The following is a 13,262-nucleotide window of genomic DNA, read 5'->3' on the forward strand; positions in this document are numbered from 1 at the left end:
GTTCGCAAGGTCAACTGGAGGACATCATGGGCAACTCATTCCCCGCAGGCGGGTTCAATCTCGGCAACCTCGGAAACGCCGACGGCATGTGGCAGGCGATGGAGCAGCTGCGCGCCACCTTCGAGAAGAAGGCCGGAGCGGGCACGCGCATGGGCAAGGGCGACGTGCGCGCCGCCGTGCTCTCGCTGCTCGCCGAACAGCCCATGCACGGCTACCAGATCATCCGCGAGATCGAGGAGCGCTCGGGCGGCAGCTGGAAGCCCAGCGCCGGCAGCGTCTACCCGACCCTGCAGCTGCTGGCCGACGAGGGGCTCGTGAGCGCCGAGGAGTCGAACGGGCGCAAGACCTACGCCCTCACTGACGCCGGCCGGCAGGTCGTCGACACCGACGGCACGTCGACCCCCTGGGCGTCGACGGAGACGAAAGACGGCGGCCCCAGCTTCGGTGCCCTGCCGAAGTCCGGCGTCGAGCTCGCGCAGGCCGCCGCCCAGGTGGGTCGCACCGGCACGCCGGAGCAGGTGCAGCAGGCCGTCGCCGTGCTCGACGACGCACGCCGTCGCCTGTACTCGATCCTCGCGCAGGACTGACGGGAGTGACGTCGGTCAGACCGAACGGGGCACCGACCTTCTCCCAGGGGAACGCAGGCTCGGCGGGCGCCGGCAATACGCGTGCGCGCTACCGCCGCATCCTGCGTTTCTCTGCCTGGCACCTGGCCGTGACCTGGTGGTTCGAACTGTTCCTGCCCCGCATCGGCCTGCTGAGAGTCGCGGAGCGCACGCGCACCCGGCGCATGCAGCGCTTCGCCCGCAGCTTCCACGTGCTCGCCGTCGACCTCGGCGGGCTCATGATCAAGGTCGGCCAGTTCATGTCGTCGCGACTCGACGTGCTTCCGCCCGAGATCACCAAGGAGCTCGAGGGCCTGCAAGACGAGGTTCCCGCGGTTCCGTTCGCCGCCATCCGCGCGCTCGCGGAGGCCGAGCTGGGGGTGTCGCTCGAGACGGCGTTCGCGCGAGTCGATGAGACGCCCGTCGCCGCGGCATCCCTCGGCCAGGCCCACCGGGCCCTGCTGTCTCCGCTCGACGCCGCGGACACCGGTCTCACGGGGGTCGTGCTCAAGGTGCAGCGCCCCGGAATCGACGAGATCGTCGACGTCGACCTGGCCGCGCTGCGCAAGGTGGGCGGATGGTTGAGCCACGTGCGCCTCGTCTCCGATCGCGTCGACATGCCCGCCCTCGTCGAAGAGTTCGCGGCCACGAGCCTCGAGGAGATCGACTACCTGCACGAGGCCGAGAGTTCCGAGCGCTTCGCTGCGGACTTCGCCGGCGACGACAGGGTGGCCGTGCCGTCGATCGTCTGGGAACGCACGACCCGCAGGGTTCTCACGCTCGAGGACGTCACCGCGATCAAGATCACCGACGCAGCCGCGCTCCGTGCCGCCGGCATCGATCCCGCCGAGGTCGCGCCGGTCTTCGCCGCCGTCATGTTCGACCAGCTGTTCACGAACGGCTTCTTCCACGCGGATCCGCACCCCGGCAACATCTTCGTGACGCCGACGGGCGACGGGCCGGATGCCTCGGGTGCGACCACCTGGAAGCTCACCTTCATCGACTTCGGCATGATGGGCGAGGTTCCCGGAAACACACGCAGCGGGCTGCGCAAGCTACTGATCGCCGCCGCCTCGCGCGACGGCAAAGGCCTGGTGGATGCGATCCGCGACGTGGGCGTGCTGCTCCCGTCGGCGGACACCACCGAACTCGAACGCGCCATGACCCAGCTCTTCGCCCGCTTCGGCGGCATGGGGTTCGCCGAGCTGCGCGAGGTCGACCCCCGGGAGTTCCGCGACTTCGCCGAGCAGTTCGGCCACGTCGTCAGGTCGCTGCCCTTCCAGCTGCCGGAGAACTTCCTGCTCATCATCCGCGCCATGTCTCTGACCTCCGGGGTGTGCAGCGCGCTCGACCCGTCGTTCAACCTGTGGGACTCGGTCGAGCCGTACGCCGCGCAGCTCATCCGCGACGAACGAGGCAACGTGGTGGGAGAGCTCGGGCGGCAGGCGCTCGACAACGCCGCTCTCGTCTGGCGCCTGCCCAAGCGCATCGACGGCCTCGTCACGCGCATCGAAGACGGCTCCGTCTCCGTGGCCAACCCGGGGCTGGAGCGCCGGGTCATCCGGCTCGAGCACGCGGCGCGCAGGCTCGTGTCGGCGCTGCTCTTCGGAGCGCTGCTGATCGCGGGAGCACTCATGCGCGCCGACGACACGGTGTTCGGCACGGTGCTCATGGCGGTGTCGGCGATCCCGCTGCTGCACGCCGTCTTCTCAGGACGACGACAGGGGTGATGCGCGCCACCACGCATCCGTGGTTCTCTTAGCGGTATGACTCAGAGCGCTTCACGGGATCGGCCGGGCTTGGTCACCTTCGCCGTGGTGGTGATGTATCTGGGCGGGATCGCCCAGATCGCCCTCGGCATCCTGACCCTGTTCATCCGCTACATTCCCGACGCGCCGACCGGCGACGTGGGCCTTCTCGTGTCGCTCTTCGGTGCGGGCATGATCCTGTTCGGACTGTTCGTCATCGCGCTCGCGTCGGGTGTCTCTCGGGGAAGCCGGGCGGCCCGCGTATCGGCGACCGTCGTGCTGCTGCTCGCCCTCGCCCTGGCGATCGCCGATCTGGTCGTCGCAGGCGACGGAGACTGGTCGGGCGTCGCGGTGCAGCTCGTGTCGTCGGCCGCCGTCATCCTGCCCCTGTGGACCGGAGCCGGGCGCCGCTACTTCGCCCCGCGCTGACTTACAGCCAGCTCCGCATCGCGGCGAGCGATCCTACGATGGGCGAAGCGCACGATCTCGATCAGCGCGATCGACACGAGCGACGCGCCGAGCACCAGCAGGGCCGTCGGCAGCGTGAGGTCGACGAGCTGCAGGAAGTCCCGCACGATCGGAACCGTGTACACCAGTACGAGGCCGACCATCATGGCGCCGATCACCGCGCCCTTGAACCTGGTCACCGGGCGTGACAGCACCACGAGGATCCAGAGGCCGATGATCGTCAGGATCAGGGTCGATCCTGTGCGGATCTCGGCCTCGGCGATGTTCTGGCCGGCCGCCAGCCGCGCATAGGCGGCGATGCCGAGCGTCACGGCGACGCCGGCCGGGATGGCGAAGGTGGTCGAGCGGCGCAGGAAGCCGGGCACGTAGCGCTGGGCGTTCGGCAGCAGAGCGAGGAAGAACGCCGGGATGCCGATGGTCAGACCGTCGGTCACCGACAGCTGTCGAGGCAGGAACGGAAACGGCAGCAGCAGGATGCCGAAGGTGATCGCGAGGAACGTGGCGTACGCGGTCTTGGTGAGGAACAGCATGGACACGCGCTCGATGTTCGCGATCACCTGCCTGCCCTCCGCCACGACGCTGGGCAGGTGCGAGAAGCGCCCGTCGAGCAGCACCAGCCGGGCGACCGCCTTGGTGGCCGCGGCCCCCGAGTTCATCGCGACCCCGATGTCGGCCTCCTTGATCGCGAGCGCGTCGTTCACGCCGTCTCCGGTCATGGCGACCGTATGGCCGGCCGCCTTGAGCCGCACCACGATGCGCCTCTTCTGATCCGGGGTGACCCGCCCGAACACGATGTACTCGTTCAGCACCGCGAGAAGCTCGTCGTCGCCGTCGGGCAGTTCGCGCGCGTCGAAACCGCGGGGCGCGTCGAGACCGACCTCGCGGGCGATGGCCGCGACCGTCTGAGGATTGTCGCCCGAGATGATGCGCACCCCCACGCCTTGGGCGGCGAAGTAGCCGAGCGTCTCGGCGGCATCCGGACGGATGTTCTCGCGAAAGGTGAGGAGCGCGACCGGTACTGCGTCGGCGGGAACCGTCTCGTCGTCGGTGGGCGACCCGTGGGCGAGAACGAGGGTGCGGCGACCGGTGGCCGCGAGCTCTGTCGCCCGTGTCGCGAGATGCTGGTGATCGTCGCCGGCCGAGCTCCGCGCCGGAAAGACCATCTCTGGTCCGCCCAGAACCCACATGCCGTCGTCGAAGGTGACGGCGCTCCACTTGCGGGCGGAGGAGAACGGCACGCGATCGAGAACGGCCTCGCGGGACGAGTCCGTGAACCGGGAGGCGAGACTGCGCGCCGTCGCGTTAGCGTCGTTCTGCACGCCGTACCAGGCGAGCACTCCCTCCCAGCCGGCGACCTCGGTGAGAACATGCGCCTCGTCGAACACGATGTCGCCCTGGGTCAGCGTTCCGGTCTTGTCGAGGCAGATCATGTCGACCCGGGCGAGGCCTTCGACGGCGGGAAGCTCTTGGACGAGAACCTGCTGCCTGGCGAGCTTGACCGCTCCGACGGCGAAGGTGATGCTCGTCATGAGAACGAGTCCCAGCGGCACCATGGCGACGACGGACGCGATGGTGGCGGTGGCGGCGACACGCCAGCCGCCGCTCGAGGCCGCGGCGACCCAGCCGCCCTGTGTCATCATCTGGGCGTTCAGCACCAGCAGGGCGACCGGGCCGATGATCCAGGCCACCCACTTCAGCACCCGGTTGATCGACGAGCGCAGCTCGCTCGCGACGAGGGAGAACCGCTTGGCCTCGGCGGAGAGCGAGTTGGCGAACGAGTCCGCGCCCACCCGGTCGACGACAGCGGTGCCCCCGCCCCCGACGACGACCGAGCCCGACAGCACGCGATCCCCGGGAACCTTCTCGACGGCATCCGATTCGCCGGTGAGCATCGACTCGTCGACCTGCAGGCCGCTCGAGGCGTCGACGAGTCCGTCGGCGGCCACCTGGTCGCCCGCTCGCAGCACGAGCGCGTCGTCGACCACGACGAGCGCGATGTCGATCTCGGTCTCGGAGCCGTCTCGCAGCACTCGGGCGTGCGGCGCGTTCAGCACGGCCAGCCGATCGAGCGCCCGCTTGGCCCGGTACTCCTGCACACTGCCGATCACCGCATTGGCGACCGCGCTGAAGCCGAACAGCGCGTCCTGCCACCGGCCTATCGCGAGGAGCACCAGGAAGCACACGAGAATGATGCCGTTGAAGAGCGTGAGCACGTTCGTGCGCACGATGCTCCACACGCTGCGGCTCGTGTCCTGGACGAACGCGTTCGTTTTACCCTCGGCGACGCGCTGCGCCACCTCGGCGGAACTCAGACCCGAACCCGTCACAAGCGCCCCCTCGACTTCGGCTCACTGTAGCAATCGAGCCTCGCTTCGCGCAGGCGAGGAGTCGAGAACGGTCAGGGTCACGTGTGCGGCGTCGACACGTCAGCACCGCGCGGGGGAGCCGTCGTGGCGCGGGAGACCAGTCGGGTCGGCAGCAGCACATGCGTCGATGACAGCGCCTCGCCGTCCATGAGGCTGGTCAGCATGCGCGCCGCCGCCTGACCGATGCTCTGCATGGGCTGCCGCACCGTGGTCAGGGGCAGGGCGAGTCGCGATGCCTCGGGCACGTCGTCGAAGCCCACGACCGAGAGGTCGCGTGGAACGTCGAGCCCGAGGGACCGGGCCACCTCGATGATCGCGATCGCCGAGAGGTCGTTCGAGGCGAACACGGCGGTGGGGCGGTCGCGCTGCATCAGCAGCTCCTGCGCGGCGCGGCGGGCCGTGTCGGCCTCGTAGAAGCCGACCCGCACGAGATCGGGGTCGAAAGCGATGGATGCCGCGGCCAGGGCCTCGCGATAGCCTGCGTCTCGCAGACGCGACGACTTGAGATCGGGACGCCCGGAGACGAAGCCGATGCGTCGATGGCCGAGGCCGATCAGGTAGGCGGTCGCCTCGAACGCGCCCCCTCGGCTGTCGGCCTCGACCGTCGGGAGATCGGCTCGACCGGTGTGGGGGTCGACGGCGACGATCGGCACGTCGGCGGCGACGTTCACGATGGTGGGGGTGACGATGATGGCCCCGTCGATCAGCGTGCCGCTGAGCCTGCTGAGCGATCGGCGCTCCCACCCCTCGCCGTCGCCGCGGCGCGATCCGCTGTAGGCGAGGAGGTCGTAGCGGGAGTCGCGCAGGCCGACGGCGACGCCTTTCAACACCTCCGCGCTGAACGGCTCGAAGTCGGCCACGAGCACGCCGATCACCCCGGTTCGTCGCGAGCGCATGCTGCTCGCGACGAGGCTCGACTCGTAGCCGAGGGCCGCCACCGCCGCGAGAACGCGGTCGACCGTGGGGGCCGCCACTCCATAACGCCCGTTCACCGCCTTCGAGACGGTCGCAACGGAAACACCCGCCGCCGCAGCGACGTCGTGGATAGTCGCCCTCGCCATGGGCCGATACTAGTGCTCATTCGAGACGTGCGAAAATGATTTCGAAAACGTTTGACGGTCTCCGCGGGGTCACGCACACTGATGACGCCCGACCCGACAGCATTGCCTTACGATCCATGACGGATCCGGGTATCCGGTCGGACGGCACGACGCACGACCCGTGCACCAGCACAGCGCCCGCACAGCCGCGGGCGCCCCTCAATGAAGAGAGCAGGTTCGAATCACATGAGACTCACCAAATTCGTCGCTGGCTCGGCCGCGATCCTCGTGGGCGCACTCGCGCTCAGTGGATGCAGCGCCGGATCGAGCGACTCCGCCGACGGAAAAGTCACCCTGACGATGTGGCACAACTCCACGACCGGCGACGGCAAGAAGTACTGGGAGGACACGGCGGCGGCGTTCGAGAAGGCGAACCCCAACGTCACCGTGGAGATCCAGGCCGTGCAGAACGAGGAGATGGACGGCAAGCTTCAGACCGCCCTCAACTCCGGCGATGCACCCGACATCTTCATGGCCCGCGGCGGCGGCAAGCTCGCCGACGTGGTCAAGGCAGGCCAGGCGATGGACCTCACCTCGGGGCTCACAGACGCAACCAAGACGGCCGTCGGAAACAGTCTGTCGGCGTTCGAGATCGACGGCAAGAACTATGGAGTACCCACCGCAGTGCTCCCTTCCGGGTTCTTCTACTCGTCCGATCTGCTCACCCAGGCGGGCATCACCGACACTCCGAAGACGATCGACGACCTGGAGGCCGCCGACGAGAAGCTCAAGGCGGCAGGCATCGATCCCATCGCCGTCGGAGCGAAGGATGCGTGGCCCGCAGCCCACTGGTACTACAACTTCGCGCTGCGCGCCTGCTCGCAGGACGTACTCAACGAGGCTGCCACGAGCCGCAACTTCGACGACGACTGCTGGCTGAAGGCCGGCGAGAATCTGGAGTCGTTCATCAAGACGGAGCCGTTCAACGACGGCTTCCTCACCACCGCCGCCCAGCAGGGCGCGGGTTCCTCGGCCGGTCTGATCGCGAACAAGCAGGCCGCCATGGAACTGATGGGCGCCTGGGATCCGGGAGTCATCGCATCCCTCACCCCAGACCAGAAGCCCCTCGCCGATCTCAAGTGGTTCCCGTTCCCCGAGGTGCCCGGCGGCGACGGTGAAGCCGGAGCGATGATGGGCGGTGTCGACGGTTTCACCTGCTGGGTGAACGCTCCGAAGGAGTGCGTCGACTTCCTCAACTTCACAGCTGAGAAGGCCAACCAGGAGGCGTACGCCACGGCGTTCCAGACCCTGCCCGCCTCGACCGAGGCCCAGTCGTCTGTCACCGATCCCGCGCTGAAAGATGTGCTGGCCGCGTACAACGACGCTCCCTATGTGAGTGTCTGGCTCGACACGCTCTACGGGCAGAACGTCGGCAACGCGCTGAACGTCGCGGTCGTCGACATGTTCGCGGGCAAGGGTGATGCGCAGAGCATCGTCGACGCCGTGAACGCCGCGGCAGCGAAGTCCTAGGAGATACACCGATGGCTGTCCTGCGCGAAGAAACGCACGCCGAGGAAGCCGCGCGGGGCAGCCGGCGCCCAGCCGGGGGAGGCGCTTCGGCGCTTCCCCCGGCGGTTCCGAGCCCGCGCGCCCGGTCCCGCTGGCCCAAGCGAGCAGAGCTTCTGCTGCTGATCGGCCCCGCCCTGCTGGTCTTTTTGGCCTTCGTCATCCTGCCGGTCGTGCTGGCTGCGTACTACGGTTTCTTCAGCTGGTCGGGCTACGGCGCGGCCACCGACTTCGTGGGCCTGCGCAACTACATCACGATCCTCACCGACCCGGCATTCCTCGAGGCCCTCAGCCACAACGCCTTCATCGTCGTCATGTCGCTGGTGCTGCAGGGACCGCTCGCCCTCGGAATCGCGCTGCTGCTCAACCGCAAGCTGCGTTTCCAATCGTTGATCAGGGTTCTGATCTTCGTGCCCTACGTCATCTCCGAGGTCGTCGTCGGCCTCGGCTGGAGCCTGATGCTCCAGTCGAACGGCGCGCTGAACGGCCTGCTCGAGAAGGTCGGACTCGGCAACCTCGCCACCGACTGGCTCAGCGACCCGAGTGCGGCGATCTGGACGCTGCTCGTGATCATCACGTGGAAGTACGTCGGATTCGCGGTCATCCTCTTCCTCGCCGGTCTGCAGGGGATCCCCGACGAGATCACCGAGGCCGCCCGCATCGACGGCGCCAGCTACTGGCAGGTTCAGCGCTACATCGTTCTGCCGCTTATGGGGCCGACCGTTCGCATCTGGGCGTTCCTGTCGATCATCGGCTCGCTGCAGCTGTTCGACCTCGTGTGGATCGTCTGGGGCCAGTACGTGGCCGGCACCGCCGGCACCTCGACCATGGCGACCTACATGGTGGCGAACGGTCGCAACTCGGGCAGTTACGGCTATGGCAACGCCGTCGCGGTCGTCATCTTCCTCATCTCTCTCGTCGTCGCGCTGCTCTACCAGCGCTTCATCCTGCGCCGCGACTCAGCGGTCAACACAACCGGAGGCGCACACTGATGGCCATCGCCGCACCCCTCTCATCCCGACCGCGCCGCAGGCGTGTCTCGGAACAGAGCAGGCGTTCCAGCCTGATCTCCTATCTCGTGGCCCTCGTGCTTGTCGGGCTGATGCTCGCGCCCGTGGCGTACATCATCCTGGGCGGGTTCCGCACGAACTCCGAGATCACGGTCGATCCGTCGGGCTTCCCGCAGTCCTGGGCCTGGTCGAACTTCGGCGACGTGCTGGCCAGCGGGTCGTTCTGGACGCAGGTGCTCAACTCCACGATCGCCGCCGTCTGCACGACCGTCTTCGTGGTCGTGCTGGGTCTCATGGCCGCCTACGGGCTGTCGCGCTACTCCTTCCGCGGCAGGGCGGCCGTCTACGCGCTGTTCACCGCGGGGCTCATGTTCCCGCTCACGGTCGCGATCACACCGCTGTACATCCTGGTGCGCAACCTCGGACTCACGAACTCCCTCGCGGGCGTCATCATTCCGCAGATCGCGTTCGCGCTTCCGCTCACGATCATCGTGCTGGTGCCGTTCCTCGCAGCTATTCCGAACGAGCTGCAGGAGGCCGCTGCGATCGACGGACTCGGCCGGCTCGGCTTCTTCTTCCGTATGGTCGTGCGGCTGTCGCTGCCCGGTGTCATCACCGTCGGCATCCTGGCGTTCATCGCGAGCTGGAACGCCTACCTGCTGCCCCTGTTCATCCTGAACGGAGAGGCGTCATACACACTGCCGCTCGGAACGCAGGCGTTCGCCTCGCAGTACGCCGTCGACACCGCCAAGGTGCTCGCCTTCACGTCGTTGTCCATGATTCCGGCCCTCGTCTTCTTCAGCCTGTTCGAACGTCGCATCGTCGGCGGCCTCACCGGTGCGGTCAAGGGCTGAGCGCGTGAGTATCGGACAGGTGGAGATCGCCGCGGCGACTCCCGGGGCCTCCTCCCGCGTGCTCGAGCTGCTCTCGCGCATGACTCTCGAGGAGAAGCTGGCTCAACTCGTGGGTTTCTGGGTCGACCAGGGCGACGAGGTCGTGGCGCCGATGGCGGGCGAGATGGCCTCGTCGACGAGGTACGGGGATGCGACGGCGCATGGTCTCGGTCACCTCACGCGGGTCTACGGCACGCGGCCCGTCGACCCCGCCGAGCGCGCAGCGTGGCTGTGGTCGGAGCAGCGACGGCTGCAGACGGAGACCCGCCTCGGAATACCCGCCCTCGTGCACGAGGAGTGCCTCACCGGCCTCGCCGCCTGGAAGGCCGCGACGTTCCCCACACCGCTGGCCTGGGGCGCGGCCTTCGACCCGCAGCTGGTCGAACGCATGGGACACGCCATCGGCCGCTCCATGCGCGAGCTCGGCGTGCACCAGGGGCTCGCCCCGGTGCTCGACGTCATCCGCGACCCCCGCTGGGGCCGAGTCGACGAGTGCATCGCTGAAGATCCGTACGTCGTCGGCACCATCGGCACCGCCTACGTGAGGGGCCTGCAGGACGCCGGGGTGCATGCGACCCTGAAGCATTTCGTCGGCTACTCGGCGTCTCAGGCCGGCCGCAACCACGCCCCGGTCCACGTCGGCCGTCGAGAGCTCGAGGACGTGCTGCTGCCTCCGTTCGAGATGGCCGTGCGCTCCGGCGCGGTGCGCAGCGTCATGAACTCCTATGCCGAGATCGACGGCGTGCCCGTCGCCGCGACACCCGAATACCTGACCGGCATCCTCCGCGACCGGTGGGGCTTCGACGGCGTCGTCGTCTCCGACTACTTCGCCGTCGCATTCCTCGAGACCATGCACGCCGTTGCCTCGGATCGAGGCCAGGCTGCTCATCTCGCCCTCGAGGCGGGAATCGACGTCGAGCTTCCGAGCGGGGACGCCTACCTGGAGCCGCTCATCGAACGGATCCGCGACGGACGCACCCCGGAGGAGCTCGTGGATCGTGCGGTTCTGCGCGTTCTCGCCCAGAAAGAGGATCTCGGCCTGCTCGATGCGACCTTCGACACCCCGCCCGCATCCATCGATCTCGACAACCCCGAACACCGGGCGATCGCCCGCGAACTGGCCGAGAAGTCGATCGTGCTCCTGTCTAACGACGGCACCCTGCCGCTCGCGGCGCCGACGAGCATCGCACTGATCGGCCCTAACGCCGACAGCGCCGAGGCGCTGATGGGCTGCTACTCGTTCGCCAACCACGTGCTCGCTCACCACCCGAGCACGCCCCTCGGATTCGAGATCCCCACCGTGGGAGAGGCTCTTCGATCGAGATATCCCGGTGCGCGCATCGACGTGCAGCTCGGCTGCGCCGTGGAGGGCGACGATCGCACGGGAATCGCCGCGGCGGTCGAGTCCGCCCGGTCGAGCGACGTGGCCGTCGTCGTCGTCGGCGACCGAGCCGGACTCTTCGGTCGAGGAACCGTCGGCGAGGGCAACGATGTCGAGTCGCTCGAGCTGCCGGGAGTGCAGCGTGACCTGGTCGAGGCGGTGGTCGCGACGGGCACGCCCGTCATCGTGATCGTTCTCTCGGGACGCCCCTACGCCATCGGCTGGGCGCTCGACGGACCGACAGCCGCCGCGGCCGTCGTGCAGTCGTTCTTTCCGGGAGAGGAGGGCGGCAACGCTCTCGCTGCGATCCTGGCCGGCGACGCCGAACCGTCCGGCCGACTGCCGGTCTCCCTTCCCCGGTCGGCCGGAGCGCAACCCTACAGCTACCTCCACCCGATCCTCGGCGGACCGAACGAGGTGACCAGTTCGGACAGCACGCCGGTGCGCCCGTTCGGGTTCGGGCTGGGCTACACGACCTTCGACCGCACGGAGCTGCGCGTCGAGCAGAGCGTCGCGACCGATGGAACGATCCGGGCGAGCGTGCGCATCCGCAACAGCGGACAGCGCGGGGGAAGCGATCTGGTTCAGCTCTATGGCCGTGACCTCGTTGCCAGCGTCACCCGGCCGGTGGCCCAGCTGCTCGGTTATGCCCGGGTGGAGCTCGATCCCGGCGAGGTCGCCGTCGTCACGTTCGACGTTCCGACGGCTCGCCTTGCCTTCACGAACCGTGATTTCGATCGCGTGGTCGAGCCGGGCGAGATCGAGCTCTGGGTGGGCGGCTCGTGCGCCGACAAGCAGACTCGAGCCACCGTGACCCTCACAGGCGGCGACCATGGCATCGGGTCGGAGGCGCCGGTGCTCACCGGCGTGACCGTGGAACGCGGCCGAGAATGAGTCGGTGGGTCAGCCGTGCACGGCGAGGTGCTGGCTGACCCACAGGCTGTAGCTGTTCCACGGATCGTCGACGCCGGCCCGCAGCTCGTCGATGTGCGCCTGCAAGGCTTCGTGCACGGTGAACCACTCGCCGCCTCCCAGTCGGTGCTCGCCGAACTGCACGTGCCTGCGGTGTTCGAGCGTGCGCGTGCCCCGTTCGAATGCGAGGAGCTCGTCGAAACTCAACTGGGCGAGGCGTGCCCGAGGATTGCCCGACGTGCCGATCTTGATGCGGTCGCCCGCCCGCAGGTAGTAGACGACGTCGACCCGGGTGGATGCGACACCGCCGTCGGGCAGGTCGCCCACCTTCCACTCGCACACGGCGCACAGCCAGCCCGAGGGGTAGCGCACGCCGAGCCTCGAGCCGCACGCCAGGCAGGGTGAAGGGAGGATGTCCGTGACTCCGACGTCGCGGGTCACCCAGTCGTAGGCGACGAGGTGGTGTCGGAGGCAGAGATCGAGTTCGGCGCCCTGCGCGACCGGCGCCGTGCATGCGCCCTGCGCATCCACCCCACGGCAGATCGCGCCCCGTGCCGAGGTCTGCCGGGCAGATTCGGTGGAATTCATGACGTCACGGTATCGCGCACGACCGACATCCCCGCTAGGTTAGGGTTGCCTAACCCACTGTCGTCCTGTCCGTATCGCTGAAGAGAGTCATGAGATGAAGAGAGCATCCACCGCCTACCTGCTGACGTGCGCCGTGCTGGGCGTCGCGGGAGGTCTGCTGCTCGCGCCAGCGAACTGGCTCTCGACCGCGCTGTACGCGACCGTGCCCTTCTTCTCGATCGCCATCGCCGGTCTGTGGCTGCTTCCGGCGATCATCGCGCTGCGCCTCATTCAGCGCCCGGGCGCCGGTCTTCTTGTGGGGATCATCTCGGGCCTCGTGCTCGCGCCCTTCTCCGGCTACGGATTCACGACGGTCGCCACGAACGTCTGGTGGGCGTTCTTCGCCGAGATCGGGTTCCTCGTGGTCGGCTATCGCTTCTGGAGCATCTGGCAGCACTACGCGGGGGCTGTCGTCGTGGGCATCGCCTACCCGATCCTGGCCCGCCAGTCGTTCGCCCTCGACACCTACCCGCTCGGTCTGCAGATCGTCTTCTTCGCGCTGACGCTCGCGAGCTGCCTTGCGGCCACCGCCATCGGCATCGCCATCGCCGCGGCTCTGCGCCGCGCGGGAGTCGGCGCTGCGGCCCGACGCCGACCTCGGCCGGTCGAGTCCCAGGCTGCCTAGGCGGGCTTCGCCGGACATGAC

At 68.3% G+C, this 13,262-nt stretch carries 11 protein-coding genes; 8 read left to right on the plus strand and 3 right to left on the minus strand.

Translation table 11 applies throughout. The annotated features are described in order from the left end of the window. Positions 1 to 26: 26 nt before the first annotated feature. From QCD70_RS04210 to QCD70_RS04220, 3 genes are read left to right on the plus strand one after another with little or no spacing between them, the layout of a single operon-like run. Complete coding sequence (locus QCD70_RS04210; protein ID WP_301213934.1) at positions 27 to 587, plus strand: PadR family transcriptional regulator; 561 nt, start codon at positions 27 to 29, stop codon at positions 585 to 587. Between the two features lie 5 nt (positions 588 to 592). Continuing rightward, a complete protein-coding gene (locus tag QCD70_RS04215) occupies positions 593 to 2,335 on the plus strand; it encodes an ABC1 kinase family protein (protein WP_301213935.1) in 1,743 nt (580 codons plus the stop codon). Positions 2,336 to 2,371: 36 nt separating this feature from the next. Further along, complete coding sequence (locus tag QCD70_RS04220; protein WP_301213936.1) at positions 2,372 to 2,782, plus strand: hypothetical protein; 411 nt, start codon at positions 2,372 to 2,374, stop codon at positions 2,780 to 2,782. Here QCD70_RS04220 and QCD70_RS04225 read toward each other — a convergent pair. Together QCD70_RS04225 and QCD70_RS04230 are read right to left on the minus strand one after the other, a co-directional pair. Further along, entirely contained in the window at positions 2,764 to 5,148 is a 2,385-nt protein-coding gene (locus QCD70_RS04225; protein WP_301213937.1) for an HAD-IC family P-type ATPase, read from the minus strand. The two genes, QCD70_RS04220 and QCD70_RS04225, sit on opposite strands and share 19 nt — an antisense overlap. Before the next feature lie 77 nt (positions 5,149 to 5,225). Further along, entirely contained in the window at positions 5,226 to 6,248 is a 1,023-nt protein-coding gene (locus QCD70_RS04230; RefSeq protein WP_301213938.1) for a LacI family DNA-binding transcriptional regulator, read from the minus strand. Between the two features lie 225 nt (positions 6,249 to 6,473). On the opposite strand from QCD70_RS04230, the gene QCD70_RS04235 reads away from it, so the two are divergent. From QCD70_RS04235 to QCD70_RS04250, 4 genes are all read left to right on the plus strand, one after another. Continuing rightward, entirely contained in the window at positions 6,474 to 7,757 is a 1,284-nt protein-coding gene (locus QCD70_RS04235; protein WP_301213939.1) for an extracellular solute-binding protein, read from the plus strand. Between the two features lie 11 nt (positions 7,758 to 7,768). Continuing rightward, entirely contained in the window at positions 7,769 to 8,785 is a 1,017-nt protein-coding gene (locus tag QCD70_RS04240) for a carbohydrate ABC transporter permease (protein ID WP_301213940.1), read from the plus strand. Continuing rightward, complete coding sequence (locus tag QCD70_RS04245) at positions 8,785 to 9,657, plus strand: carbohydrate ABC transporter permease (protein ID WP_301213941.1); 873 nt, start codon at positions 8,785 to 8,787, stop codon at positions 9,655 to 9,657. The genes QCD70_RS04240 and QCD70_RS04245 overlap by 1 nt, the downstream gene beginning before the upstream one ends. A gap of 79 nt (positions 9,658 to 9,736) precedes the next feature. After that, complete coding sequence (locus QCD70_RS04250) at positions 9,737 to 11,971, plus strand: glycoside hydrolase family 3 N-terminal domain-containing protein (RefSeq protein WP_301214218.1); 2,235 nt, start codon at positions 9,737 to 9,739, stop codon at positions 11,969 to 11,971. Between the two features lie 9 nt (positions 11,972 to 11,980). Here the strand turns inward: QCD70_RS04250 and QCD70_RS04255 are convergent, their stop codons facing one another. Continuing rightward, a complete protein-coding gene (locus tag QCD70_RS04255) occupies positions 11,981 to 12,577 on the minus strand; it encodes a GIY-YIG nuclease family protein (protein ID WP_301213942.1) in 597 nt (198 codons plus the stop codon). A gap of 94 nt (positions 12,578 to 12,671) precedes the next feature. Between QCD70_RS04255 and QCD70_RS04260 the strand changes: the two genes are divergently transcribed. Further along, the gene (locus QCD70_RS04260) at positions 12,672 to 13,241 is read left to right on the plus strand and encodes an ECF transporter S component (protein WP_301213943.1); all 570 of its coding nucleotides are present in this window, start codon (positions 12,672 to 12,674) and stop codon (positions 13,239 to 13,241) included. Positions 13,242 to 13,262: the final 21 nt, after the last annotated feature.

The organism is Agreia sp. PsM10 (genome assembly GCF_030433855.1).
Classification (GTDB): domain Bacteria; phylum Actinomycetota; class Actinomycetes; order Actinomycetales; family Microbacteriaceae; genus Agreia.